This window comes from Bacillus sp. FSL P2-0069, assembly GCF_038593315.1.
GTDB lineage: Bacteria > Bacillota > Bacilli > Bacillales > Bacillaceae > Bacillus > Bacillus safensis.
Genome location: NZ_CP151984.1, coordinates 3,502,877 through 3,529,394 on the forward strand (window position 1 = coordinate 3,502,877; position 26,518 = coordinate 3,529,394).

The 26,518-nt window shown below is 41.4% G+C and carries 23 protein-coding genes; 10 read left to right on the forward strand and 13 right to left on the reverse strand.

The window, feature by feature from the left end:
* Positions 1–14: 14 nt before the first annotated feature.
* Positions 15–806, reverse strand: a complete 792-nt coding sequence (locus NSQ34_RS17975; RefSeq protein ID WP_140352791.1) for an SAR2788 family putative toxin — start codon at positions 804–806, stop codon at positions 15–17.
* 56 nt (positions 807–862) lie between these two features.
* A complete protein-coding gene (locus tag NSQ34_RS17980; protein ID WP_176544447.1) occupies positions 863–1,726 on the reverse strand; it encodes a S8 family peptidase in 864 nt (287 codons plus the stop codon).
* A gap of 225 nt (positions 1,727–1,951) precedes the next feature.
* Here NSQ34_RS17980 and NSQ34_RS17985 point away from each other — a divergent pair, with 225 nt between their 5' ends.
* Positions 1,952–3,775 (forward strand): acyltransferase family protein, encoded by a 1,824-nt coding sequence (locus NSQ34_RS17985; RefSeq protein WP_176967111.1) that lies wholly within the window; start codon positions 1,952–1,954, stop codon positions 3,773–3,775.
* 27 nt (positions 3,776–3,802) lie between these two features.
* Here NSQ34_RS17985 and NSQ34_RS17990 read toward each other — a convergent pair whose 3' ends face one another.
* Together NSQ34_RS17990 and NSQ34_RS17995 are read right to left on the reverse strand one after the other, a co-directional pair.
* Positions 3,803–4,900, reverse strand: coding sequence for a saccharopine dehydrogenase NADP-binding domain-containing protein (locus NSQ34_RS17990; protein ID WP_098677077.1), 1,098 nt, complete (start codon positions 4,898–4,900; stop codon positions 3,803–3,805).
* Complete coding sequence (locus tag NSQ34_RS17995; RefSeq protein ID WP_098677076.1) at positions 4,897–5,604, reverse strand: class I SAM-dependent methyltransferase; 708 nt, start codon at positions 5,602–5,604, stop codon at positions 4,897–4,899. Before NSQ34_RS17995 ends, NSQ34_RS17990 begins: the two co-directional genes overlap by 4 nt.
* 129 nt (positions 5,605–5,733) lie before the next feature.
* Between NSQ34_RS17995 and NSQ34_RS18000 the strand changes: the two genes are divergently transcribed.
* Positions 5,734–6,741 carry a helix-turn-helix transcriptional regulator gene (locus NSQ34_RS18000; RefSeq protein ID WP_098677075.1) on the forward strand — a complete coding sequence of 336 codons (1,008 nt, stop codon included), beginning with the start codon at positions 5,734–5,736 and terminating at the stop codon, positions 6,739–6,741.
* Positions 6,742–6,776: 35 nt separating this feature from the next.
* Here the strand turns inward: NSQ34_RS18000 and yidA are convergent, their stop codons facing one another.
* The gene (gene yidA, locus NSQ34_RS18005) at positions 6,777–7,589 is read right to left on the reverse strand and encodes a sugar-phosphatase (RefSeq protein ID WP_046312710.1); all 813 of its coding nucleotides are present in this window, start codon (positions 7,587–7,589) and stop codon (positions 6,777–6,779) included.
* A 301-nt stretch (positions 7,590–7,890) separates the two neighbouring features.
* Between yidA and NSQ34_RS18010 the strand changes: the two genes are divergently transcribed.
* Both NSQ34_RS18010 and NSQ34_RS18015 read left to right on the forward strand, forming a co-directional pair.
* A complete protein-coding gene (locus tag NSQ34_RS18010) occupies positions 7,891–8,250 on the forward strand; it encodes a MerR family transcriptional regulator (protein WP_024423948.1) in 360 nt (119 codons plus the stop codon).
* 129 nt (positions 8,251–8,379) lie between these two features.
* Complete coding sequence (locus NSQ34_RS18015; RefSeq protein WP_098677073.1) at positions 8,380–9,363, forward strand: Gfo/Idh/MocA family oxidoreductase; 984 nt, start codon at positions 8,380–8,382, stop codon at positions 9,361–9,363.
* 40 nt (positions 9,364–9,403) lie between these two features.
* Here the strand turns inward: NSQ34_RS18015 and NSQ34_RS18020 are convergent, their stop codons facing one another.
* Positions 9,404–10,918, reverse strand: coding sequence for a PAS domain-containing protein (locus NSQ34_RS18020; RefSeq protein ID WP_098677072.1), 1,515 nt, complete (start codon positions 10,916–10,918; stop codon positions 9,404–9,406).
* Positions 10,919–11,232: 314 nt separating this feature from the next.
* Between NSQ34_RS18020 and NSQ34_RS18025 the strand changes: the two genes are divergently transcribed.
* Complete coding sequence (locus NSQ34_RS18025) at positions 11,233–12,570, forward strand: amino acid permease (protein ID WP_065214981.1); 1,338 nt, start codon at positions 11,233–11,235, stop codon at positions 12,568–12,570.
* A 31-nt stretch (positions 12,571–12,601) separates the two neighbouring features.
* Here NSQ34_RS18025 and NSQ34_RS18030 read toward each other — a convergent pair whose 3' ends face one another.
* The 6 genes from NSQ34_RS18030 to NSQ34_RS18055 form a co-directional block, all read right to left on the reverse strand.
* Positions 12,602–13,585: a hypothetical protein gene (locus tag NSQ34_RS18030; RefSeq protein ID WP_342500984.1), complete on the reverse strand. Its 984-nt coding sequence runs from the start codon at positions 13,583–13,585 to the stop codon at positions 12,602–12,604.
* A gap of 215 nt (positions 13,586–13,800) precedes the next feature.
* Positions 13,801–15,129, reverse strand: a complete 1,329-nt coding sequence (locus NSQ34_RS18035; protein ID WP_024423953.1) for a GntP family permease — start codon at positions 15,127–15,129, stop codon at positions 13,801–13,803.
* A gap of 24 nt (positions 15,130–15,153) precedes the next feature.
* Positions 15,154–16,698, reverse strand: a complete 1,545-nt coding sequence (gene gntK, locus NSQ34_RS18040) for a gluconokinase (protein ID WP_254001498.1) — start codon at positions 16,696–16,698, stop codon at positions 15,154–15,156.
* 185 nt (positions 16,699–16,883) lie between these two features.
* The gene (locus tag NSQ34_RS18045) at positions 16,884–17,741 is read right to left on the reverse strand and encodes a MurR/RpiR family transcriptional regulator (protein WP_034624103.1); all 858 of its coding nucleotides are present in this window, start codon (positions 17,739–17,741) and stop codon (positions 16,884–16,886) included.
* 164 nt (positions 17,742–17,905) lie between these two features.
* Complete coding sequence (locus NSQ34_RS18050; RefSeq protein WP_098677071.1) at positions 17,906–18,244, reverse strand: DUF3969 family protein; 339 nt, start codon at positions 18,242–18,244, stop codon at positions 17,906–17,908.
* 3 nt (positions 18,245–18,247) lie between these two features.
* Entirely contained in the window at positions 18,248–18,691 is a 444-nt protein-coding gene (locus tag NSQ34_RS18055; protein ID WP_254001499.1) for a hypothetical protein, read from the reverse strand.
* A 398-nt stretch (positions 18,692–19,089) separates the two neighbouring features.
* Between NSQ34_RS18055 and NSQ34_RS18060 the strand changes: the two genes are divergently transcribed.
* Positions 19,090–20,766: a hypothetical protein gene (locus NSQ34_RS18060; RefSeq protein WP_070326213.1), complete on the forward strand. Its 1,677-nt coding sequence runs from the start codon at positions 19,090–19,092 to the stop codon at positions 20,764–20,766.
* Positions 20,767–20,784: 18 nt separating this feature from the next.
* On the opposite strand, the gene NSQ34_RS18065 is transcribed toward NSQ34_RS18060, so the two are convergent.
* Positions 20,785–21,681 carry a LysR family transcriptional regulator gene (locus tag NSQ34_RS18065; protein WP_268456225.1) on the reverse strand — a complete coding sequence of 299 codons (897 nt, stop codon included), beginning with the start codon at positions 21,679–21,681 and terminating at the stop codon, positions 20,785–20,787.
* Positions 21,682–21,853: 172 nt separating this feature from the next.
* On the opposite strand from NSQ34_RS18065, the gene NSQ34_RS18070 reads away from it, so the two are divergent.
* The 4 genes from NSQ34_RS18070 to NSQ34_RS18085 all read left to right on the forward strand — a co-directional run bounded on the left by NSQ34_RS18070 (position 21,854) and on the right by NSQ34_RS18085 (position 26,516).
* Entirely contained in the window at positions 21,854–22,849 is a 996-nt protein-coding gene (locus NSQ34_RS18070) for a LacI family DNA-binding transcriptional regulator (RefSeq protein WP_111926989.1), read from the forward strand.
* A gap of 172 nt (positions 22,850–23,021) precedes the next feature.
* Positions 23,022–24,287, forward strand: a complete 1,266-nt coding sequence (locus tag NSQ34_RS18075; protein ID WP_065214988.1) for an extracellular solute-binding protein — start codon at positions 23,022–23,024, stop codon at positions 24,285–24,287.
* A 146-nt stretch (positions 24,288–24,433) separates the two neighbouring features.
* A complete protein-coding gene (locus tag NSQ34_RS18080; RefSeq protein WP_046312688.1) occupies positions 24,434–25,672 on the forward strand; it encodes a sugar ABC transporter permease in 1,239 nt (412 codons plus the stop codon).
* Position 25,673: 1 nt separating this feature from the next.
* Positions 25,674–26,516 carry a sugar ABC transporter permease gene (locus NSQ34_RS18085; RefSeq protein WP_024423962.1) on the forward strand — a complete coding sequence of 281 codons (843 nt, stop codon included), beginning with the start codon at positions 25,674–25,676 and terminating at the stop codon, positions 26,514–26,516.
* Positions 26,517–26,518: the final 2 nt, after the last annotated feature.

The window sequence follows — 26,518 nt, forward strand, 5'->3', positions numbered from 1 at the left end:
TCTATCTCAATTTCTTATCTAGGGGCGCCAAAAAAAGCATGTGCTCCTGTTCTTTCATATTTACCTTTTAATTTATAAACTGGATGATAGTGATAATGTTTATTTTTTCCTTTTTTGTCAATTTCTGCACCTATTACTTTTCCAATCGGACTGGCTGCTTTAGCAATAGATTGTGCATTGCTTTTGGAAGTAGACCATGTATCTTTTTTCTGAGCTAATCTTTTTACAGCGTTTGCACGACTTACGCCTTTTCCAATAAATAAATGAGGTTTATCTTTGTCTCGATAAGCAATAAAGTGATTATGTTTATTGTCTTTCCTTTTTATAAATTCAGAATAAGCAATATAGGTAACACCTACTACTGTTACTGCAAGTCCCAAAGCTAATAAATGTTCTAATAGAACTGCCCCAATAGCAATACCAATAGGGATAACAAATGCAAAAGATGCTTGAATATCTTCAGAATTCACTTCATATTTCTTATCATCTTTTGTATCTTTAAATGTAACATCTAAATTATCATTTAAAAGTGTCTGCAAGTCAACTTCATAATCCTTTGAAACCTTTTCACCTTCACTACCAATTTCTTCAGTTTGATAACTGATTTCTGTTGTTTTTTTATTTAGAGTTAGAATACCAGTTACTCCGTCTTGCTCCTGTGAAATTACATATTTTTCATTACTATCTTCTAAAACATGAAAATCTTTTGTGGTAACAGCCTCTGTTTTATTTGGAAATTGGAAAAACAAAGTTATAACCAGCGATAGACATATAACAATTGAGATTAACTTACTTATTTTATTCATCCTAAACTAAACCTCCGAGTTTCTTGTTCTAAAAAACAATTTTATTCAAATAATCATCAATACCATTTTTTCAAAACTTTATATATTTGTTGGTTTAAACGTTCTTCAGAATTAATATTAAAACGTTCCCGGTACTGTAAAATTAAGCTTACTACACCTGTAATATGGGCACTCGCTAAAGAGGTACCACTTTCAATCGCATAGTTGTTATGAGGCTTTAGAACTGGTATATCCACACCAGGGGCAGCAAAATCGTAATTTCCTTTAGATGAAAATTCAGCTACCTTCTTATGCTTATCCACAGCGGTTACAGAAAAAACATTCTCATAAGCAGCTGGGTAATCCATTTTCCTTCCATACTTATTACCAACAGCAGCTACTATAATTATGTTTTTTTGTATTGCTTTGTCTATAATTTTCTTAACAGATGGATCATCTTTCATTAATCCAAAACTAGCATTGATAACATCAATTTTATTATCAATACACCATTGAACAGCTTTAACAAAATTTTTTATTGAACCCTTGCCTTTTGAATCTAGAATTTTAACAGGATATAACTCTACATTCTGCGTTATACCCACAAGTCCAATTTCATTATCATTAGCTGTGATTATTCCAGCTACAGCAGTACCGTGCCCTAAACTGTCCTCTTGTTCTCCTCCTGTACCAATTGTGTTAAGTCCTTTTTTAACTTTACCTACCAAATCAGGGTGAGTCCCATCTATCCCACTATCAATTATTGCTATTCGTACACTTTCTCCTCCTCTATTATTTTCCACATATTTTTTTGTTAGCTTTATGCTCCATGGAATCTGTTGATGAATATTATTAGTGAAGTTTAAATTTTTTGAGTGCAATTCAAAACACTTAAAATAAATTAAAAGAACTATTAATATTATCAAAAATCTTTTTATCAAACTATTGATTCAACACCACTCCTTTTTTCATATATTATTCTATATTATGGTTTTGAGTCAATATAAAACCAAAAATGTTATATATTAATATATGGTGGTTTACAATAAAAATTTATTGAATAAATTCAAACTAAATATTATGCGTTGACGTCTATTATATATACAATATATGAGTAACCTTTATTAAATAAAGGTTCTTTTACAATTGATGGGGGATTCATTTTCATGAACAGCAAGGAAAATCGTTTTCGTTATATTTTAGGATTAGATGGACTAAGAGCCGTTGCTGTATTGGCAGTCATTGCTTATCACTTACATATCGGACCCGCAAGCGGCGGGTTTCTTGGCGTTGATTTATTTTTTGTCATTTCTGGTTACTTGATTACAACGATCTTGTTACATAAGCAGGATTTAGGCTATCAAGAGCTTTTGCCATTTTGGATGGGACGGATCAGGAGGCTTCTTCCAGCCGCTTACATCATGATTTTTATCACCGTCAGCTGGTGCGCGATTGCTGGATCAAATGCATTATTGTCCATTCGTGGCGATGCCATATCGTCCTTTTTTTATGTCAGTAACTGGTGGTACATTTTTCACCAGCTTTCATATTTTGATAGCTTCAATGCCCTATCTCCACTGAAAAATTTGTGGTCTCTGGCAATAGAAGAGCAATTTTATATCATTTGGCCGGTACTGTTGATTGCAGGGCTGAAATGGGTAAAAAACAGATCCCATCTTCCTATGATCACCTTTGGACTTGCACTTGTCTCTGCCTTATGGATGGCGATTCTTTATTCACCAGATACCGATCCAAGCAGGGTTTATTATGGAACAGATACTCGTGCATTTGCGCTCCTGATTGGATGCAGCCTGGCATTTGTGTGGCCTATGCAAAGACTATCCAGCAAAAGATTACTTCCTGTTGGCAGACGTATTTTACATATTGCCGGTTTCGGTTCGTTTGCGATTTTCCTTTTTTGTGTTTATGCAGTGGACGATTTCGATGCCTTTCTCTATCAGGGCGGCATGCTTTTATTCTGTCTGAATGCGGCCATCTTAATTGGGTGCGTCTGCCACCCTGCAAGTCTTATAGGGAAATGGCTGTCCTTTCAGCCGCTCGTCTGGCTTGGTAAGCGGTCTTATGGTATTTATCTGTGGCATTATCCCATTATCGTACTGACCACACCGGTCATTGAAATTGGACAGCCTTCCATAGCGCGTGTCACATTGCAGCTCATCGCTATTTTACTAGTTGCTGAGGCTTCCTATCGCTTCATCGAACAGCCGATCCGCCAGCATGGCTTCAGACAATATTTTTCCTCTTGGTCTATTTGGAAAAAAGGAATCAAACAGTGGTCTACATCTAATAAGGTGTTCCTTGGGATCACCGCAGCTCTTTTGATCTTATTTATCATTGGCATGTCTAACTCGTCCACTTCCTCCCCACATGTGAAGGAAGTGACGCAAATTAAGACAGCACCGAAAAAAACAGCCGAACCATCGGAATCAAAAGCGAAGAAAAAGAAAGAAAAGCACGAGAAAAAAGCAGCTGATCAAAAACAATTTCACCAAGTTCTTGCCATTGGTGATTCTGTCATGCTAGACATTGCGCCGAATCTCGAAAAAGCATATAAACAAATCACCATCGATGGGAAAGTTGGCAGACAAATGAACGAAGCCGTCAGCATTGCCCCTCAATACAAATCATTTAATCAATCTGATGCCGCTGTTATCATTGAACTCGGCACAAATGGTTATTTTACTGAGGACACGCTGAAAGCATTCATTCAAAACTTTTCTAAGGCACATATTTTCCTAGTGAATACGAGGGTTCCAAGGTCATGGGAAAATGATGTGAATGCGGTCATTCAGCGAGTGGCTGATCAAGATCAAAATGTCACCTTGGTCGATTGGCATTCAGCCGCTACTGGACAGCCATCCTATTTTCAGTCCGATGGTGTCCACCTTTCAAAAAAAGGTTCTGACACACTGACACAGCTCATCACAGCAAGCATTAAGAAAAAAAGGGATGTGTCAACGTCATCATAAAAAGACTAGCAGAATGCTAGTCTTCTTTTATGCCGTCAAAAGGCTGGCCCTTATCGCTAATGTCTGCTCTTCCCCTGTTTTTTGATCCACCAAAGCAAAATGCCCGTTCTCATATGCTAGTGAAAATAATTCTTCAATATGAAAAATCCCTGGCTGAAACCGCCTGCTCAATAAATGCAGGGCCGCAGCACAGGCGACTTGAGCTGTTGCTTGAGACTCGTCGTGTCCTTTTATTCCAAGTGCTGCATGATGAACCTTTTTCCCATCCGTCCCTGCCGCTTCCACTTTGACCGCATATTGATCTGTTCCCACTTGAGAAGATTGTATCATTGAAATGGCTCGATCCTTCATTTTCGGTAATGTAAGGAACGACGTCAGTCCAAGGCTCCTTGTAAAGGCCAATGCACCCGTCGCTAGACGTGAATCAAAACAAAGCCTTGTCGTCACAGATGGCACATGAATTGTGGAAGGCAATGTCTGTTGATCAGAGAAGGGGAATCGATAGGCATACCGCTTTCCAAGCTGTCCACCAAAGTTGACCGGTCTGCCTCCAGTAAAGCTTTTCACTCTTTTCTGCTGATCATGTTCAGTGAGTTCATATTCAGTATGGACATGATCAATCGTCCATTCAATCGCGGCTTTTCCATGCTGATCCCCCAATCCAAGCATAATCCCAATATCTATTTGATCCACTGATGAAAGCATAGAAGCCGCTTTCGCAGCTAATAAATTTGTAAGACCGGGCGCGAGGCCTACACTGAGCAAAGCCGTTGCACTGATTTGCTGCTGATCCAGCTGTGCCATTTGCTCCATATACGCCCCCTTTGCAGAAATATCGATATAATCAATGCCTGCCCGCAGAACGGTTTCAGCAAATGACGTGTCTTCTTGATCGAGACACATGATCACCAGCTTTGTTTCATTCATCCAGTCAGAATCTAATGGCTTTCTAACATCTAGTTTGTAAGGACGGACTCTGCCTTTGGTCTGCTGTGAAAATTGTTCAGCCTTCTCATAGCTTCTCCCCGCCGCAACAATTTGCCCTTTATACACTTCACTTAACTGAAGACATATTTGCTGTCCGACATGTCCATAGCCGCCAATTACCATTACCTGTGATCTCATCTCTCATCCGCCTTTCTACGACCTCGCTTGCAAACAAGCCCTTTGATCATTCCTGCCTGAAAATAAGGTCTGATGTCTCGAAACCCCGCCTCAATTAAATGTCCCCTCATTTCCTCCTCAGGCACAGGATATGTTGCACGTCCCAGTCTGTCATGAAAGGACGAAAACACTTCTTTTCCTAGACCTTGCCGCTTCATGAAAAGAGACAGCATATGAAGCTCTTGCTGAAATGCGCTGGAATTCATCTCTCCTTGTATAAATGCGAGTACAAACGGGGCCCCTGGTTGAAGCCTTTGTGCAATCTCCTGTAAAAATGGCAGCCGATTTTCTACAAAATGAATCACGAGCAGGCTCACTGCGGCATCGTAAACAGCTTCAGCAGACACCTTGTTTAATGCGGTCTCATACCATGTGACACGCGTCTCCATATGGAGCTTTGAAACCCGCTGTTTCGCCATATCCAGCATAGATGCAGACGGATCGACTCCTGTGATGAGCCAGTCTCCTTTTCTCTGAAGCATGTTGATGATCTCTTCGCCCCCACCCGCTCCGACAGTTAGAATACGAGAGGCCGCTCCCTTTATTTCAGTTTCTAATACATCTACTGTTAACTCATGCAAAAGGTGATAGCCGGGTACTTTATGTGAAATCGTTGCTGCGTATGATTCAGCAACAGGGTCGTGCCAATGCTGGTTTCCTTTCATATGATTCTCCTCCAGTTCCTTTCCGCTTTCCATCGTTTCCTGTACACTAACGATATGACACCTTTATTGTAAAAAGAGGCACCAGAAAAAACGATCCCTAAAAGTGGGGGTTTTTGAGGAGGAGATCCTGTGGTCAATCCAGCCACTCATTTTCAGCAGCTAAGGCAGCACATTCGGGACGAGCTTGCTGCTGTCATTGATTTTGATGCCGCCTGTATCACAACCATCGATCCAGCCACTCTCCTCTCGACAGGTTCCTACACTGATGAACCGATTGAAGAAATTCATGACCAGCTCTTTCAAAATGAATTTTTAAAAAAGGACGTGCATCAGCATGAGTTTCTAGCCAAAGGCCCTATTCATGCTGCGAGTCTCGTCCAAAGCGGAGAATATCTGAGCAGCGAGCGCTATCTGCATATTTTAATACCAAACGGTTGGTCTGATGAATTGCGGGCAGCCCTTGTGATCCAAGGAGAATGCTGGGGTATCGCCAGTCTTTATCGTCAACAGGGCAAGGAACCTTTTCAGAAGCGAGATATACAAGCAGTCATCGATCTAACACCGTCACTTGCAGCCAAGCTGAGAGATGAGATTTTCAATAAATGGGCCACTGAAGATGATGATGCGGCGGAGCAGCAAGGATTTCTCATTCTTACAACTCATTACAAGCTTCTTTATGGAAATGAGACAGGGCTCCATTGGCTTCGTACATTTCAAACCTTTGAGCAAATCCATGACCAAGCTGTCATGCCCCGCCCGTTCAGAGCATTAGGCGCTAAACTTTTATACGGCGGTACCGATCAAACAGCAGCAAGCATCACAAGAATGCCTACGGGGGTCTTTCTTTCCCTTCAAGCCTTTCGATTGGCGCAGGCTGACAGGCAGGAGGAGGCTGTCATGATTCACATCAAACGAGCCCAAACAAATGATATTCTTCCTTATGCAGCGAAAACGTACAGGCTGACAGAAAGAGAGATGAACGTCCTCGACTGCTTATTAAAGGGCCAGTCGACAAAGGAAATTGCGAGTACGTTATATATTTCACCCCATACCGTTCATGATCATGTGAAAGCGATGCTGCAAAAGACGAATTTAAGCAGCAGACGTATGCTTGTTTACTTTTTCTCCAATATATAAAAAAGCGGCTACCGCACTGGCAGACCGCTCTTTTCTTATTTTCCTAAAACCAGCTCATGCAGGACATGTGCTACTCCGGCTTCATTATTAGATTTTGTTACAACATCTGCTACGGCTTTGACATCATCAATGGCATTTCCCATAGCGACGCCGCAGCCCGCAAACTCTAGCATTGAGACGTCGTTCCCGTTATCACCAATAGCCATGACTTCTTCACGAGGAATTCCCAGCTCCTTCGCTAGAAGCTTCACGGCATTTCCCTTACTCACATCAGGATGCAGGATTTCAAGGAAGAAATCTGTACTTTTCACCATCATATACTTTTCCTTCACTTCAGATGGGATGGCTTGTATCGTTTTTTCCAAACGTTCTGGCTGATCAATATACATCATCTTCGGAAGCCTCATAGATGAATCTGCCTCTTCGACAGGTAAATACTTAAGCGGCAGTTTTGTTAAATAGGATTCAAGAACTGTGTATTCACTAATATCGCGATTCGGTGTGTATAAATTGGCTGAATCGAAATAATGCATCGGTGTATCCAGCTGACGGCTCAAATCATATAAAGAAGCTAAGTCATCATAGGATAATGTCAGCTCTGACACCACTTCATTTGTATGGCTGTTTTGAACGAGTGCTCCATTATACGCGATCACATAATCTCCCTCTTGATTAAGCTGAAGATCAGCTAAATAGCGATTTACCCCGCCAATCGGCCGGCCTGTACATAAGACAATTTTAATTCCTTCTGCCTTAGCCTGTTGAATGGCTTCAAACACTTCATCCGGCACCATATGTTGATCATTTAATAACGTACCATCCATATCAATTGCGACTAATTTATACATTCACTGGTCCCCTTTTCTCAGCAAAAACGTGCTGTCACTATTTTGAGCCACCATTACGATGATGACAGGTTATTTCATTACTATTTACCTATTTTAGCCTATCGTTTTTTCTTCACGCTGTCTACTTGTTCATATCTGTAACAAATATCACATGAGTCTACTCTATTATAACGCATTCTATTCATCGCGCTGATCCCCCATTTGAAACTAGTAAAACAGAACAATTGTCCACCACTATAGAATGTTTTGAAACGAGTAAATCTAATTGTATGATGGATAGCAAAGAAAGGAGGTGCAGGGAATGATTACGTTTACGAGAGGTAAATTGTCAAAAATGTCTGGTGTACATATTGAAACCATTCGTTTTTACGAAAATGAGGGAGTGCTCCCAGAGCCAAAGAGAGCACATAACGGCTATCGTCTATATGATAAAAAATATGTACTCATGCTGTCATTTATCACGGAAGCGAGAAAGCTAGATTTCTCGCTTAAAGAAATTCGTGAAATTATCAAATCACTTTTCGAAAAAAAGTCAAAAACAGAAGCTGAACAGCTGCTCGAGCAAAAAGTCGAAGATATCCAGCACTCTATTCAAGAGTTAAAAAAAAGGAAGGCAGCTATTCAATTGTTAACAAAGCAAACATTAGCAAATATCAGCTGATTGTAAGGGCTGCCAAAGGTGTGCCGGTGTTGATCACTGGCACACCTTCGCTCAGGTATCTCAGTACACGTTCAATGAAAACATCGGTTATACTAGAGTCAGCTTAAACGAGTGGAAGGGGTTTTGAGAATGAACATCGCAACCATCGGAACAGGTATCATTGTGGAAGGCTTCCTGCAAGCGGTTGAACAGCTCGACGGTGCTTCTTGTCACGCTGTCTATTCAAGAAAGGAAGCAACGGCAAAGAAGCTCGCAGACAAATTTGGGGTGCAGACAACTTATACGGATCTAACTGCTATGCTAGAAGATCCCCACGTAGAAGCCGTTTACATCGCATCACCGAATCGTTTACATAGCGAGCATGCAACGAAAGCATTGAAACACGGAAAACATGTGATATGCGAAAAGCCTTTCACCTCTAATGTGAAAGAGCTGGAAGCCTTAATCGCTCTCGCAAAGGAAAAGCAGCTTCTCCTATTTGAAGCCATTACGACCGTTCATATGCCAAACTATCATTTGATCAAAAAGCACCTTCATCAATTAGGTAAAATCAAACTGGTTCAATGCAACTATAGTCAATATTCAAGCAAATATAATCAGCTGCTAGCCGGCGAAACGCCAAATGTCTTTAACCCTGAGTTCTCTGGAGGAGCGCTGATGGATATTAACATCTATAATGTCCATTTCATCATGAACCTCTTTGGATCACCAGAGCAAGTCCGATATCAGGCAAACCGCCATCCAAACGGTATTGACACATCTGGTGTTTTGACGTTCACTTACAATGATTTTATTGCGACAAGTGTCGGCAGTAAGGATACAAGCAGCATGAACTTTGCATTGATTCAAGGAGAAAAAGGCTTCATTCATGTGAAAAATGGGGCGAATGGGTGCGAGGAAGTGCTGCTGCATGTTGATGACAGGGTCATCTCACTCAATGCACAAACGAATCCAAATCGGCTGTTTTATGAAGCAGAAGCTTTCCAGCAGATCATTGAAACAAAAAATCATGCACAGTGCTATGCATGGCTTGATGAAAGTCTCTCCGTGATGAAAGTTCTTGATGCCGCAAGAAAAGATGCAGGTATTGTTTTCCCAGCAGATCAAATTTAATGAAAAAAACCGCCTTCTATGAGAGGGCGGTTTTTCACGATTAAATACTCTTTGAATACGCCACAAGACGCTGAGACATGTGATTCACTTCATCGACTGCAGCATTCACTTGCTCTGTTAAAGCAGCCTGTGTTTGCGTAAGAGCTGTCATATTCGAGATATTTTCAAGAATTTCATCAATTTGTGTTTTCATTTCCGTTAAACTAGATTCGATATTTTCCGTTGCATTGGCACTATGCAGCGCCAGCTTCCGTACTTCATCTGCAACAACAGAGAATCCGCGGCCCTGTTCACCAGCTCTAGCTGCTTCGATTGCAGCATTCAGACCAAGCAGGTTCGTTTGGTTCGCCACTTCTTTGATTAAGTCAGAAATGTTTTTCGTCTCATCTGCACTATTTTTTGCTAGATTTGCGGCAGACGTTGACTGCTCTTGAGCAACAGCAAGCTCCTGTGCTTGATTTGTCACAGAGCTAATGCCCGATACCATCTCGCTAATAGAACTTGAAAGCTGTTCTACTTGTGAAGCCATTTCATTCGCTGTTTTCTCTTTGTTTTTTTCTAACGTGATGTCACGAATGGTTCCTGCTACACGAAGAGGAACACCTTTTTCATCACGAATGGTTTCACCACCCGCATGATACCAGCGGTACTCCCCATTTTTGCGCTGCAATCTGTAATCAATATCAAACGGTGTGCGTCCAGAGTGGTCATTTAAATGATCTTCAAAGGCTTGAAGAGCCATTTCTTGATCTTCAGGATGCAGACGGTCGCTCCAGCTGCTTAACACGTTCGGGAAATCTTTTTCGTCTGTAAAACCAAGCGTTTTTCTGAACTGCGGAGACCACCAAAATTCGTTATTTGGATTGACTGGATCACCGGCCTCTACCACCATGTCCCAAGGAGCTTCGACAAGCGCACGGTTGATTAAGTCATATCTTGTGACGAATGCTTGCAGCTCTTCTTCTTTCAATTTCTGATCATGGATATCAAAAAGAGCTCCCGCCACACGAAGAGGGACACCATTTCGATCACGAACGGTCGTTCCAGTTGCTTTGAACCAGCGATAATTTCCATTTTTCAACTTCAAGCGATATTCGATATCATATGGCGTACGCCCTGAATGATCCAATAAATGCGAAGAAAATGCATCTAATGTATATTCTTGTTCATCCGGATGTATTCGAGATGCCCAGCTGTCTAATAGATTTGGAAAATCGTGCTCATTTTGAAAGCCGAGCATTCTGCGGAATTCATCCGTCCATGTGAATTCATTTTTTGGATTGACCGGGTCTCCAGCGATGACGACCATATCCCATAAGCCAACTTGAATGGCTTTTGTCACTAATTCCACCCGCATTTGAATATTTTCATGTGCTTCCTGCATCTTTTGCAGCGCTTCATTCATTTGTGCCACTGCTTCTATTGTTTGGCTAGAAGAAAATGCAGCAGTATCTAATCTTGCTGAAAGGTCTCCCTTTTCGATTCGTTCTATTAATTGGCTGCTTTCACTCAGAAGGATTCCAGCCGATGAATCATTTGCTTTTTTCATAAACATCTTTCATAACTCCTTTCAACTCTTACATTTTTGAAATATTTTACAGTTATAAACAATTCTTTATTAGGACTTTAGTAATACAAAAGATATATCGACAAAAACTGAAAATTGTTTATGTCATAAATAAGGCAAATGTTCATTTATTTGAAGTTTCATTTTTAGAATATGGATGAAATAAGGGAATTATGGATATAAGTATATGTTTTGATAGAATCAACCACTATTTTTGTCTGAAAAATCTCTTTTTTTATATTGACACTGACGTCTTGAAAAAAGAAAATGGAACATAAGCATTTTTAAAAAAGGAGAACGTCATGAGCGCGAATCAGGAGCAACAAGAATTAAAAAAGCTTTTATCACCGCGTCACATTCGCATGATTGCGATGGGCGGGGTCATTGGTACAGGAATCTTTAAAGGAAGTGCCGATACAATTGGTTTAGCAGGCCCTGGGGTCATTTTTTCCTATGTATTTGCTGGATTGCTGCTCCTCATTGTGATGGCAGCATTAGCCGAAATGGCCATTGTGTATCCGGGAAATAATCTTCGCGACCTTATACAAATTGCGCTTGGTCAACGTTTTTCATTTGTCGTCGGCTGGGTTTACTGTTTTATGTGGCTCACTGTATGTGTCATTGAGATTATTGCAGCTGGCAGTCTGCTTCAATACTGGCTGCCGAACGTGCCGCTATGGTCACTATGTTTACTTTGTTCACTCTTAGTCATCGGAATTAACTTAAATAATGTAAAATACTTTGGTGAAATTGAGTTTTGGTTCGCTGGAATGAAGATTTTCGTTATTATTGTCTTTATTATTCTTGGTGCAGCATTATTATTTGGGATCATTCCAAACGAACAAAGCACACCAGCCTTTACCAACTATCAAAATTTCGTCCCGAACGGATGGGGTGCGATCTTTGCATCACTTTTAGTGGTTATTTTCTCTTATGGAGGCTCTGAATTGATCGGGCTGACCATTACTGAAACAAAGGATGCGGAGAAGGTCCTGCCTGGAGTAGTCAAAAGTATGATGTGGCGGATTATCTTATTTTACACATTGCCGATTTTGATCATCTGCGGCCTTATTCCTTGGAATCAAATTGACCCAAATAACAGTCCTTTTGTCCAAGTCTTCTCTGCTGCTGGTATGCAAGGCGCCTCTCACTTTATTAATTTCGTCTTGATTACAGCCGTTCTATCTGCGGCGAATTCCGGAATTTATGGAACGACGAGAATGATTCATTCTCTGGCTAAATCAGACGGCGGTCCGAAAAAACTGGCACAGGTCAACAAAAGAGGCGTACCCATTTTAAGTTTATGGGTTACCGTTCTATTTCTTCTTATCGGAACATTTTTTGCTTACTTATATCCGGACCAAATTTTCAGCTATATGCTGGCTATTCCTGGTTTTGCTGTTTCACTCATTTGGATCAGCATTTGTCTGGCACATCTGAAACTGCGTCCAAAATATCCACAGGAGCCGTATTTCAAGGTGTGGCTGTTTCCGTATCTAACTTTATTTGCAGGTCTTGTACTCAGTTTGAGCTTTGTTTTGTTCCTATTCAGACAAGAAAACCTGCCTAGCTCCATTATCAGCATTGGTTTCTTAGTCGCTGCCATCATCGCTTCATTCTTAATGAAAAAGAAGGCTTAAACGCCAAAACCCGCCGAATTGGCGGGTTTTTTTATGAGCTGCTATCTTCTGTTACCTCAAAATCAACCGACGCTTTTGGAATGCCGTTGATGATAATCGTTAAAGTATGGGTTCCCTCATAGTGTTTTCTCGTCGTCATATTTTGAAAGGACTGAGACCTGATAAATTCTCTATGTAACGCTGAACTTGTTTCAAACTCTGTGATTTTAAATACCTTTTGATTGCGGGTACCCCGAGCTTTGACATAGTCTATGGCATACTCTACACGCAGCTTTAGTGGCTTAGCGGCCTGAAGTGTAAATTGAAAGGTCATTTTCTCTCCATTACGAATAGGGTCCTGCACTACCTTCAAATCTGTTACTTGAACAGATGGATCATCCCCATAGCCAAACAAAGCCATGATATCTGGATCGCCTTTTTTTAGTAAGGTACGAGATGCATGTTTGATGATCCAGTTCGTATGTTCATTCGTTCCATACCAGCTTTTAGCCGTTTTCTTCATCAAATCAGGCTGAATTGCAGAAATATCATTTAGGTGGTTCGCTACACTTTTTTGCACATAGCGCGCTGGGTCCGACTTCAAGTTTTCTAAAATAGGCAGCGTAACCGAAGGATTCTTTTTAAGCGCAGGAACAGTTAATCCCCATGGCAAACGTGGTCTGCATCCTTCACTAGCCAGCCGCCGAATATGCTCATTTTGATTCTGTGACCATACAAGCATTTGCGCCAGCATTTTGTCTTGATCCTGAATCAGAAAAGGCCGAACGGCAAATTCAGAAGTGGAAAAAGGCGTAAAGAATTCGAGCGCCTTGATCGAGATATCCCAATGTGCTAGGCCATATGTTTCGACGTAGTCTGGAAATACAAGCGCACTAAGTCCTGAAAAATGCGGGGCTGTCTGACGTAGCACCTCAATCGCCTGCTCATAATCCTTAGGCAGACAGGCATGCATTGATTCAGTGACTCTTTTCATTCTGCCTTTTAACTCAAGCTGCTGCCAATCCTTTTGAAACACAAGCCGCTGGAATTCTTCAGCATCAAACCCAGTCGACGCTTGTGCAAGTTTCTCTGCTAATTCTTCAATAAATAATTCATGATAAACGTGTTTTAATGGTTCGATCGTGTCCGCCTCCCGCTTCTCAATATCTTTATTTTACCCCAATCTGACAAAGGTGGTATTGCCAAAAGCAAAAACAGCCCAATTCCGAAGAATCAGGCTGTTGCGTTTCACTATATAAACATATTAATGATCATAATAAATGCAATAGCACTAACAGAAATGATCGTCTCCATAGCCGTCCATGTCAAAAACGTTTCTTTAATGGTCATACCAAAATACTCTTTGATCAGCCAAAAACCAGAGTCATTGACGTGAGACAAAATCAACGAACCCGCCCCTGTTGCTAACACAAGAAGCTCTCTGCTCACATCCGGCATAGATGCAGCAATCGGTGCGACAATACCAGCTGCGGTCATCATGGAGACCGTAGCAGATCCTGTTGCCACACGAATAACCGCAGCAATCAGCCAGCTAAGCAAAATTGGCGAGATCGGCGAGTGTTTTGCTAAATCTGCAATATAATCACCAACACCCGAATCGATGAGCACATTATTGAAAGCCCCGCCTGCTCCAATGACAAGCAGAATAGAAGCAATCGGTCCTAAGCACTCATTACTAAAGGAAAGCACCCGGTCACGGCTCATCCCTTGCACAAAGCCAAGACTGAAGAAAGAATACACCGTTGCAATCAGCAGTGCTGTAATTGGATCTCCAATGTACTTAAATACCTGATACCAAATATTGTCCTCTGGTAAAATAATATCCGCCAGTGTGGCAAGAAGCATTAGAATCACTGGCACCAAAATCGTAAACATCGTATTTGCAAAGCCGGGAAGTTTTCGATCTTCATTGCGTTCAGTAAATTGCTTTCTCAGCAGCTCTGGAACTGGTTTATGAATCCGCTTTCCAATCCACTTTCCATACAGCGGCCCAGCAATAATAGCTGTCGGCAAACCGACAATAATGGAAAAGAAAATGGTTTTCCCCACGTTGGCATGATAGATGCCGACAGCTGCCATGGCAGCTGGATGAGGCGGCACAAGACCATGAACGACAGACAATCCAGCAATGAGCGAAATCCCAATTGTCACGAGCGAGATGCCCGTTTCAATCGCAATCGTAAACAATAAAGGAATGAGAAGAACGAATCCGACCTGAAAAAAGACAGGTATTCCCACAATAAAGGCAACAAACATCATCGCCCAATGCACATTTTTCGTTCCAAACCGGCCGATTAATGTGTGAGCAATCCGCTCAGCTCCACCTGATTCAGCCATCATTTTCCCGAGCATGGTTCCAAGCGCTAGAACTATGGCGAGCAATGATAACGTATTGCCTAACCCCGTTTTGATGGATTGAATGATTTCCTGCAGGTCCATCCCTGTGGCAAAGCCGACTAACATAGAGGTAATAATTAAACTCACAAACGGATTCAACTTAGCAACTGTTATGAGGATGAGTAAAAGGACAATTGCGGCAATCACGATGAATAAAAGCATGCTCTCCCACCTTTTCCCTGATGTTTAATGATTTTGTTTTAATTGAAGCGCACTAATGACATCAAATTCATCCTTGAGTTTGTCATAGAGACGCTCATATAAGTAAAACAGTTCTATGTATGTTTCATTGTTCTCCATATTGGGTTCATGACGGGCAGAGATTCGAATCCAATCTTGAACCTCTTCTATCTCTTCCATATAACCTAAACTATGAAGTGCGAGGACAGCCGCCCCAAGTGCTGATGCCTCGTAGCTTTCTGGAACAAGTACTTCCCTGCCCATCGTATCCGCTAAAATTTGCCGCCACAGCGGAGATCGCGCAAATCCGCCCGACGCCCTGACATCCTTTGCTGAACCGGTTAAATCCCTTAAGGCCACACCGATTGAGAAAACACTCATAATGACGCCTTCTAACACAGCTCTGATAAAATGCTCACGCTTATGCTGAAGACCAATCCCAAAGAAAGTGCCTCTCGCATTTGGATTCCAATAAGGTGCTCGCTCACCTGTTAAAAATGGCAGAAACAGCAGCCCCTCTGAGCCGGCTGGAACTTTTTTCGCAATGTCAATCATCAGGTCGTAAGGGTCCACTCCAAGGCGCTTTGCTACCTCTACCTCCGAGGATCCAAATTCATCCTTCAGCCATCTCAGCATGATCCCGCCATTATTCGTCGGTCCTCCAACCACCCAATGCTTATCAGTCAGCGCATAGCAGAACGTTCTTGATTGTTCATCTGTTATTGGTTTGTCCACGACCGTACGAACTGCACCGCTTGTCCCAATCGTGACAGCCACCTCACCTTTTCCAATCGCTCCCACACCTAAGTTCGCTAGAACCCCATCATTCGCACCAACCACAAATGGTGTATCTTCCGCAATGCCCATTCGCAGGGCGATCTCTGGCTGAAGCCCTCTCAGCTGATACGTCGTGAGAACAAGTTCAGACAATTGATCAGCTTCAATTCCAGCAATACGCAGCGCCTGCTCATCCCATTGAAGCGTTTCCAAACGGAACAGTCCCGTTGCTGAAGCGATTGAATAATCGACGACATACTGACCGAAGAAATGATAAAGAATATATTCTTTGATGGAAATGAATTTCGCTGCCTTCTTAAAGACATCAGGTGCCATTTCCTTGATCCACCGTATTTTTGAAAGCGGTGACATTGGATGAATCGGCGTGCCGGTTCTTTTATACACTTGGAAGCCGTCCATGTCTGAAGTGATTCGCTTGGCTTGTTCTGCACTTCTGTTATCTGCCCAAATGATACTGTTCGTTAACGCCTTGCCATCCTTATCCATCACAATCAAGGAATGCATCGCTGTACTAATCCCGACGCCTATGAGATGTTTTGCATCAAATGCTGCTTTCGTCAACGCACCTCTTACACTTGCAATGACGGCTTCTAATATATGTTCAGGGTCCTGTTCAACCCATGCTGGCTGGGGCTGAATGAGATCATAAGGAACCGAATGCTTTGCTATCACTTTCCCCTGTGGTCCAAACAGAACCGCCTTTGTACTTGTTGTTCCAATATCCAAACCAATTACCGCCTGGTTTCCCTTCATCTGTATCACGCCCAATCATTGATTTGAAATCATATTTTATTGTTTTGATATAGCTGTTAAATCCCATTATAGGAATAATTTTTTCGACATTCAACGACTGAAAAGAAAATTATTTTCATCCAAAAGCTCAAAATCGTTACCACAACAGCATTTTTCACTAATAGAAAAATTTATTTTTGAAACCATTACACCCTTTTTTGTGAAATGGTTTCTCTCATTTGTTTTAAATTTGTTAAAGTTTCCTGCTGTCTTAAGTGAGCAAGTGCAAAGTATAGTACGTCAATGACAGTGAGCTGAGCAAGTCTTGCAGACATCGCTTCTGTTCGAAAAGCCGTTTCTTGCGTCGAAGTATACAACGTGACATCAGCAAGCTGGCTCAATGGAGAGCGTTGATAACTTGTAATACCGATGGTTTTCGCTCCTTTTTCCTTTGCTGTTTTCATTGCATCGAGTAAATCTTTATTACGGCCAGAATGAGATATACCAATCACTGTACTGTGCTGGTCGAGAAGACCGGCAGACATCGCTTGAAAATGAGAATCGGTGTGAACAATACAGTTGATGCCTGTCCTCATAAATTTATGAAAAGCGTCTGTTGCAATGAGTCCCGACCCGCCACTCCCATAAAACTCTAAGCGCTTTGCTTCATGAATGATTTGAATGGCTTTTTCTACATCCTCTGGATTCAGTAATTGAAAGCTATCCTTTAATGCGGTTATATTCGCCTGAAAAACCTTTTGCATAAAAACGGCCGTATCATCATCAAGACTCATTTCTTCATCTACATAATCAGGCTTTGTTTGATCTATTTCCTGGGCAATTGCAATCTTCAAATCTTGAAAGCCCTCAAATCCAAGCCTTTTACAAAGACGAAAAATCGTTGCCTCTGAACTAGCTGTTTTTTTGGCAAGCTCGACAATTGATAAATGAATAATGTCGCCAGGTTCACTTGTAATATGTTCTGCAATTCCTTTCAGCTTTGGCGGCAATCCTCTGCTTGCTGCTCGTATTTTTTCAATACTACTTAAACTGACAGAAGCCAATTGACTTCACTCCTTCCTTATTCATGTGAACGCATACATTTCCTCATGTTCCCATCTTATAAAAAAGAAGCCTGTTTGCACAGACTTCTTTTTTTATGAATTCATCGTTTTGATCAATAGATCAAAACAGATTTACTCAAAATTTTATAATATACACTTTTAGCTCAATAATCTACCACATTATTTTTAACTTCATTTTCTGTATTTCTTTCCAGGAATCTTAAGCATTTTACCCTTATTTCTTCTAAACTATCACTTAATTCTTGTGGTATTAAACTTTCTACATCTTCAAGTTCTGTTCCCAAATGAAGTATGTTTATCAGTTCTTCATTTATCCCTTTCTTCTTTAAAACATCGATTGTTCGTGGACTGAACATGAGCTTTTCCGCTTCTTCTATAGTGATTAAACCTTCTTTTAGCGACATGATTATACCAATGATATTTATAACAATAATCCTATCTAAATCTTCATGTGAAGAATATCTTAGTTCTATTTTATTCATAAATCATTTCACACTCCAACCTTTTTTAACTTTCACATCATACACCAAACCAGATTTACTTTGAAAATAATGTACAGAAACCTTTTTTCCGTCTTTATAGCCATCTTTATATACTTTTTTCCAAGTCCCTCCTTCAATCTGTTTTAACTCAGATAACAACTTCTTATTATTTACTGTAACTTTTTTAGTCCCATTTTGAACAGCTTTAAAATCAGCAGGATATTTAGGGGCATATTTTATTGATTTATACAAATGTTTACTTGCTTTCACCCCGTTTACAAAAATAGTTCGAATGACAAGACCCCATACAGCATCGGCTTCTTTATAACCAATTTGGACACTTTTGTCTCTTGAAGAAGCCTCTCGATTAATATTGAATGTTACAGACGGTGAAAATAACGATACAATTAAAGTAAAAATAATGAGAAAAGGGATACGTCTTTTCAATTTAAATTACCTCCTAATATTAACTATATAAAAAATAATATAACATAATAGGAATGTTATAACTCTTTCATTCTGTAGAAAATTAAAATGAATCTTTATACTGTTTAAAAGATATCTCTGTCTTTTAACATCTTATTTATTACAATATAAATTCATAAAGTAATGAATAAAAAGAATATACACTCCTCGGAGATAAAAATTAATGTTTACGTCCACAAAATATTCACTAAAATCTAATCATCTAGCGCAAGGACAATATCATTTAACCTACCGAAATATTAAAAGGCCCTTTTCAACTCATTTTTTCATAAAATCGAATTGGTATGATTCTTCTGAATCTTTTCCCCCTCACACTCGTATATACTAAAAGAGTGATTGATTTGAAAGGAGATCTGTTTGTGGGATATATTTTGTTATTTTCGGTTGTGATCGGTCTTGTCTTGACCCTTTTGCTCACACCGCTCAGGTTGATCGTTAGAAAGAAAGGGACAAAGCAGCAGGTGCCGCTCATGTGGATTGCTGGTCTTGCTTTGCTGTTCATGATCGGTATTTTTGTTTTCTATTACATCACCAATTTAGACCGGAACCCTTCATCTCTATGGCTGATTGGACTTGTTGTGACAGCAGCAGGAGCCTTTTTGTCGGTTGGATTGGAGCGTAAAATCAAAGGCGTGCTGTTTCTTATTCTATTGCTGCTCGGTGTTTACATGGCGACAGCTTTTCTATTCAATGCGAATGAGAAATTCGATGTCTCCAAAATGGAGCAAAAAGTAGAAATCAAAGCGTTTGATGAGACAGAAACACCTGCGAGTGTGCCGCCTCAATTTGCTCGGAACAAAATGAAGAAATCGTTCGGACAGGTGCCAAACACAAGCTACTATGAGCTTGGCAGCTTGCAAATTCAGAAAGTCAACGGGGAGTATGTTTACATCGCTCCAGTGGAGTTCTCGGACTTCTTTAAATGGATTCGTGCAGGCAGCACGCCGGGTTACTTCACATTAAGTGCGACCGACTCCTCTGCTAATCCAAAGTTCGTGAAAACGGAGATGGTCTATACGCCTTCCTCCTATTTCAACAAAGAAATTGAGCGGCATATCCGTCTCCAGTACCCAGATTTGATTTTCTACGGCGGTACACAGCTGGAAATCAATGATGACGGCAAGCCTTATTACATTCAAACGTATGGCGATTTCATCTCTGCCCGAAACGGCTTTAAAGCTTCCGGTGTCGTCGTTGTTGATGCCAAGACGGGTGCAACGAAGAAATATGCTCTAGATCAAGTACCTGCCTTTATCGACGGTGCTGTTTCACCAGAGGCAGTCAGTCTGCAAAACAGCTATTTCGGAAACTATATTCACGGGTTCTGGAATAGTATGTTTGGAAAGTCAGATGTCAAGCTGCCTTCAGATGAAGGAACGGAAGCCAATGTGAGCCCGGTATTTGATTCAAAAGGAGATATGTATTACTTCACAGATTTCACAAGTCCGAAAGAGGGCGTTGATTCCATGCTCGGATATGCCCTGACCAATGCCCGAACAGGAAAAGCGACTTATTATACCGGAAATCTTGAAGAATCCTACATGGATTCTCAGGGCGCTCTGCAAATTATTGAGAAACGATTCATCGAGAAGAAATGGAAAGGGCGCATGCCGATTCTCTATAATTTCTATGGAGAAGCCAGCTGGCTCACACCGGTTCTCGATTCAAATGGATTCCTGCAAAACTACTTTATCGTTTCTGCAGCCAATCCTGAAATCGCCGCGTATGCTTCTACACCAAACGAAGCACTGAGAGCCTATAAGACAGCTCTTCAAAAAGGCGGCGGTACCGTTAACAGTTCCTCTAAGCAGGAAAAGAAAGAAGCGGCAGGGAAGGTCAAACGAGTCTACAAAGAAAAGACCGGTGATTATACAACCGTCACCTTCCTGCTAGACGATGGAAAAAGCTACACTATGTCATCTGAAAAGGAACCTCTCGTCATTTATTTAAAAGAGGGCGATCAGGTCACCATGAAATATACAGATACAGGTGAGATCTTCCTTCCAGTCGATGAAATCAAAATTAAAGGGTTATAAAAAAAGAAGCTTCTCCTATTACGGAGAAGCTTCTTCTTTCTCTTTCCTTAACAAATCAACGAGCAATTCCTTATTTTTATTTCCCCCGGTCATCGGTGACTCGACATAGGAGAACTTTCGTTTGAAATCCATGCCTCTCACAGAAATAACAGCCAATTCACCGCCAATGCTGCCTCGCTGGAGGACATATTTAGATAAAACAGAAAGACCCATTCCATGGATCACAGCTTCTTTAATCGCTTGATTGCTGCTAAAGGTCACAAAGGTTCGTGCTTTCAGTCCATTTGATTTCAGGACATGCTGTAAATATTCTCCTGTCCCTGATCCCTCTTCTCTCGTGATCCATGTTTCGTTTTGTAATTGATCAATGGTGACATCTTTTTTCTTGGCAAAAGGATGATCTAATGGCGCCACAATATAAAGTTCGTCCTCTAGAAAAGTTTCTACAGAAAGCTCCTTGTCATTGGTCTGTCCCTCGATCAAACCGATGTCGACATGGAATAAACGGACATGTCTGGCGATCGCCTCTGTATTATCAATGACCACCTCAATATCAACATGCGGATAGAGCTGATGAAACTCTGCCAATATTTGCGGCAGCACATACTCACCAATTGTGAAGCTCGCCCCGATGGTCAGCTTTCCTCTTGCCAAATGATGATGCTCATAAATGTCCTGCTTCGCCTGTTCATAGAGACGAATGATTTGTTTTGATCGATGGTACAGCATATCCCCAGTTGGTGTAACGGTTAATTGCTTTGGTGAACGATTCAGCAGAACGGTCTGGAATTCCTGCTCCAAGTTCTTAATATGAAGACTGACACTCGGCTGAGAAATTCGCAGCTTTTGGGCTGCTTTTGTAAAGTTCTTCTCCTCCACCACTGTCACAAATGTCTTCAGTGCATCGTAATACATCGGTCCCTCTCCTATCAGAAATCTTAATCCAACACCTTACCTATATATATCTTACTAATTCCTCTCCAGCACGTAAAGAACCGCCTAAACGAAAACAATTTAATAAAAATATTTACTAATTTTTTTAAAGACTCTATACTAAGAGGAGATATTTTCTATAGGAGGTGCTGATTTGGCAGCTAAAATAAAGGACATTGCAGAAAAAGCAGGCTTATCCATTGCAACGGTATCTCGCGTACTGAACCAAGATCCCAACCTATCCGTCACCGATCAAACACGCGAAAAAGTATATGCCGCCGCAGAAGCTTTGTCCTACCAAAAGAAGACATTCAAACATTCATTAAAAAAAATCGCCTTTCTCTATTGGATGACCGAAAAGGAAGAGCTTGAAGATATTTATTTTAAATCCATTCGACTCGGCATTGAGGAACTCACCAATACTCGGAGCTTAAATGTCACCGCTTACAATCCGTCTGATGGGCTTCATTCCATTGATTCTGCTACAGAAGGAATCATCGCCATCGGCCGCTTTAAAACGTCAGAGCTTGACCAATTATATGCGATCACTCCGCATATTGTCTTTATTGATACAACGCCAGATGAAGACCGTTTTGATTCTGTAAAGCCGAACCTGAAACGAATTGTTGAAAAGATCATAGATTCCTTTATCGAAAAAGAGCTCCAATCCATCGGATTCATTGGCGGTACAGACCTTGATCTCAATACGAACGTGCACATTCCAGATATTCGTGAAACGACTTTCCGTGAATACATGCTGGCCCGCCATATGCTTGATGAGCGATTGGTCTATATCGGCCACCATTTCTCAGTAGATGAAGGCTATTCGCTGATGATGAAGGCGATCGACGAGCTTGGTGATGATCTGCCCACCGCTTTTTGTGTCGCTAGTGACCCTCTTGCCATCGGCTGCCTACAAGCATTAAATGAGCGCGGATTTTCTCTGCCGAACCGCGTCAGCGTCTTTAGTATCAACGATATTCATGTGTCTCAATATGTGTCGCCGCCGCTCACCACGTATCACATCCATACGTCATTACTTTGTGAGACAGCGATCGATTTACTTTTAGAAAGACTTGTGGATGGCAGAACATTGCCTAAGACTGTTCTGATTGCCTCAGAGCCTGTCTTTCGAAAAAGCACCATATAAACAAACTGGAAGTCCTGCCAAAGTGGAGGGCTTCTTTTCTCTCTATATGAGTAAAAAATTTTACTTAATAAATTTAATAAAATGTGTTTACTTTTTTTACTTAAGTTGATATTCTCACATTAAGAAAGCGTTTTCTTATCATCTGTGAAAAAAGAACGAGAGGGGATTACCAATGAAAAAGGGAAAATGGGCGACATTATCAGCAGTCGTTGGTACTGCTGTGCTTCTGCTTTCAGCATGCGGGCCAGGAGATGACAATTCAAGCGGGACACAGCCAGCATCTACAGGTACAAAGACCTTGCTAGTATGGGAGGATGTCAAAAAGTCTGATGGGATTCAAGACGCTGTAAAAGAATTTGAAAAACAAAACGATGTGAAAATCAAAGTGGTCGAAAAAGCGTATGCCGACCAAATCGAAGCTCTCCGCCTTGATGGAGCAGCCGGGACAGGCCCAGACGTCATCACGATGCCTCACGATCAAATTGGATCAGCTGTCACTGAGGGGCTGTTACAGGAAATCAAGCCTGATCAAAAAGTGATCGATTCCTTTACAGACGAATCCATTCAATCACAAACGGTAGACGGCAAGCTGTATGGCCTTCCTAAATCCGTTGAAACGACAGTGCTTTTCTATAACAAAGACCTTGTCAAAAAGGCACCAACTACACTTGATGGCTGGTATGACCTTTCGAAAAAGCTGACAAAAGACGGGAAATACGGTTTTGTAGCGAAATGGGATGAAATTTACTATGCACAAAGTGTGTTAGGCGGATCAGGAGGCTATATTTTCAAACAGAAAAGCGATGGCTCCTATGATGTAAATGATATTGGCCTGAACAACGATGGCGCTGTTGAAGGCGGAGCATACATTCAAAAATTCTTTAGCGAAGGACTTTTCCCGAAAGGCATCATTGGTGAACAAGGAATCAATGTCCTCAACTCCTTATTCACAGAGAAAAAGGCCGCAGCTGTCATTTCTGGTCCATGGTCATTTGGTCCATATAAAGAAGCAGGAATTGACTATGGCGTAACAGAGCTGCCAACACTCCCTAACGGAAAGCATATGAGCTCATTCTTAGGTGTAAAGAGCTACAACGTCTCCTCTTATTCTAAAAATAAAGAACTTGCTGAGAAATTTGTTGAGTTTATCACGAATGAAAAAAATTCGAAGAAGCGATTCGAAGTGACAGAGGAAATTCCACCAGTGAAAAAGCTGATGAAAGATCCAATCATTACTAAAAACGCAAATGCGGATGCTGTTTCAAAACAAACAAAATATGCCACGCTGACACCGAATACCCCTGAAATGGCAGAGGTGTGGAAGCCGATTGACAGCGCATTAGGTCTCATTGCAACCGGCCGGACAGATGTGAAAAAGGCATTTGATGATGCCGTCAATCAAATCGACTCTCAAATTAAAGCAAACCATTCTAAATAATCATCAAACACGGGTAGCCTTTAAGTCTATCAAGCTGCCCGTATTTGAGCTAATTTCATATGAAGTAGGTGTTAGACGTGACGGGTAACCTTGAACTAGACCGCACACACATAGTGGAATCAAAGACACACCGGAGACGGGCGCTAATGTTCTCTCTTATACCCGGTATGGGGCAGATGTACAACAAGCAGTACGGCAAAGGGGCACTTTTTTTCCTGTTCGGTGTTTCTTTTTTCATCGTATTTTATGATTTATTCAATATTGGCTTCTGGGGGCTGTTCACACTTGGTACGATGCTGCCTCGTGACAACTCTGTTTTTCTTTTGGCAAAAGGGATTATTGCGCTGTTAACAGCTGGTTTTGGTATCGGCTTTTACGTACTCATGATGCGTGATGCTTTTATGAACGGAAAGAAACGTGATCAAGGGGTTCCGCTCCATTCCATCCGAGCTCAATATCATCAGCTGATCGACCAAGGCTTTCCTTACTTAATGAGCACTCCTGCTTTCTTTTTACTTCTATTCTCTGTTGTCTTTCCTATTATGTTCAGCTTTGCGCTTGCCTTTACGAACTACGATTTATACCACTCGCCTCCTGCCAATCTGATCGATTGGGTAGGGATCAAGAACTTTCAAAATATCTTTTCAATTGATATTTGGAGAGACACTTTCATTGATGTACTTGGCTGGACCGTCGTATGGACGCTCGCTGCTTCGACCCTTCAATGTGCTGTCGGCATCTTTCTAGCGGTTCTGCTCAATCAGAAGGATTTAAAAGGAAAACGGTTTTTTAGAACCATTTTGATTCTTCCTTGGGCTGTTCCGGGTTTTGTGACCATTTTGGTGTTTGCCGGACTGTTCAACGATACATTTGGAGCCATTAACAACACACTTTTTGCATCGATTGGAATTGATCCAAAACCATGGCTGACAGATCCATTTTGGAGCAAAATTGCCCTCATTGCGATGCAGACTTGGCTTGGATTTCCTTTTGTTTTCATTATGACAACCGGTGTTCTGCAGGCGATTCCAGAGGATCTATACGAAGCTGCGACCATTGATGGGGCAAACTTCTTTCAGAAATTCCGGTCCATCACGTTACCGCTTGTCCTTTATTCCATTGCGCCTATATTAATCACGCAATATACGTTTAACTTTAACAACTTTAATATCATCTACTTATTTAATGGCGGAGGACCGCCTGTGGCTGGCTCAACTGCTGGGGGGACGGACATCTTGGTTTCTTGGATTTACAAACTCACGATGCAGTCTTCTCAATATGCACTTGCTGCCGCTGTCACGATTTTACTTTCAATCTTTGTCATCGCCATTGCACTCTGGCAGTTTAAGAGAACGAATTCATTCAAAGAGGAGGACATGATGTGATATGGGATCAAAACAAAATAAGCTCATTCGCCTGAGTATCACTTATTTCATCCTTTTCATTGCCTCCATTTGTATTCTATATCCACTCCTTTGGACGATCGGCGCTTCCTTTAATCCTGGGAACAGCCTGATGAGCACAAGCATGTTTCCGAAGAATCCAACGTTCAGCCACTTTACAGAACTCTTCTTCGGTCAGGGAGCACTTTATGCAAAATGGTATTGGAACTCAATGAAGATCAGCATTGCCACAATGGTTTTAACGCTGGTTCTTGTCAGTTTTACAGGCTATGCCTTTTCCAGATTCCGCTTCAAAGGACGAAAAAATGGGCTGATGCTCTTTTTGCTGCTGCAAATGATTCCTCAATTTTCAGCGCTGATTGCGATTTTTGTTCTCGCTCAAATGCTTGGACTCATTAACAGCCACCTTGCCCTGATTTTGATTTATGCAGGTGGACAAATTCCGATGAATACGTATTTAATGAAAGGCTATCTTGATGCGATTCCAAAGGATCTCGATGAATCAGCCAGAATGGACGGCGCAGGGCATTTCCGGATTTTCATCCAAATTATTATGCCGCTCGCCAAGCCCATCTTAGCTGTTGTCGCAATCAACTCATTTACAGGTCCACTGGGTGATTTCATCATTTCCAGTGTCATTGTCCGCTCACCCGAAATGTATACGCTCCCAATCGGTCTGTACAATCTTGTGTCAGATAAAATGGGTGCCAGCTACACGACCTTTGCAGCCGGGGCTTTACTCATTGCGATTCCAGTTGCTTTATTGTTCCTTGTTTTACAAAAACAATTTGTATCCGGCCTTACACAAGGCGGGACAAAAGGATAAGG

Coding starts and splice junctions, on each gene's coding strand:
- NSQ34_RS17975 (WP_140352791.1), bottom strand. CDS start 806: ATGAATAAAATAAGTAAGTTAATCTCAATTGTTATATGTCTATCGCTG.
- NSQ34_RS17985 (WP_176967111.1), top strand. CDS start 1,952: ATGAACAGCAAGGAAAATCGTTTTCGTTATATTTTAGGATTAGATGGA.
- NSQ34_RS17990 (WP_098677077.1), bottom strand. CDS start 4,900: ATGAGATCACAGGTAATGGTAATTGGCGGCTATGGACATGTCGGACAG.
- NSQ34_RS17995 (WP_098677076.1), bottom strand. CDS start 5,604: ATGAAAGGAAACCAGCATTGGCACGACCCTGTTGCTGAATCATACGCA.
- yidA (WP_046312710.1), bottom strand. CDS start 7,589: ATGTATAAATTAGTCGCAATTGATATGGATGGTACGTTATTAAATGAT.
- NSQ34_RS18010 (WP_024423948.1), top strand. CDS start 7,891: ATGATTACGTTTACGAGAGGTAAATTGTCAAAAATGTCTGGTGTACAT.
- NSQ34_RS18015 (WP_098677073.1), top strand. CDS start 8,380: ATGAACATCGCAACCATCGGAACAGGTATCATTGTGGAAGGCTTCCTG.
- NSQ34_RS18020 (WP_098677072.1), bottom strand. CDS start 10,918: ATGTTTATGAAAAAAGCAAATGATTCATCGGCTGGAATCCTTCTGAGT.
- NSQ34_RS18025 (WP_065214981.1), top strand. CDS start 11,233: ATGAGCGCGAATCAGGAGCAACAAGAATTAAAAAAGCTTTTATCACCG.
- NSQ34_RS18035 (WP_024423953.1), bottom strand. CDS start 15,129: ATGCTTTTATTCATCGTGATTGCCGCAATTGTCCTTTTACTCATCCTC.
- gntK (WP_254001498.1), bottom strand. CDS start 16,698: ATGAAGGGAAACCAGGCGGTAATTGGTTTGGATATTGGAACAACAAGT.
- NSQ34_RS18050 (WP_098677071.1), bottom strand. CDS start 18,244: ATGAATAAAATAGAACTAAGATATTCTTCACATGAAGATTTAGATAGG.
- NSQ34_RS18065 (WP_268456225.1), bottom strand. CDS start 21,681: ATGTATTACGATGCACTGAAGACATTTGTGACAGTGGTGGAGGAGAAG.
- NSQ34_RS18075 (WP_065214988.1), top strand. CDS start 23,022: ATGAAAAAGGGAAAATGGGCGACATTATCAGCAGTCGTTGGTACTGCT.
- NSQ34_RS18080 (WP_046312688.1), top strand. CDS start 24,434: ATGTTCTCTCTTATACCCGGTATGGGGCAGATGTACAACAAGCAGTAC.
- NSQ34_RS18085 (WP_024423962.1), top strand. CDS start 25,674: ATGGGATCAAAACAAAATAAGCTCATTCGCCTGAGTATCACTTATTTC.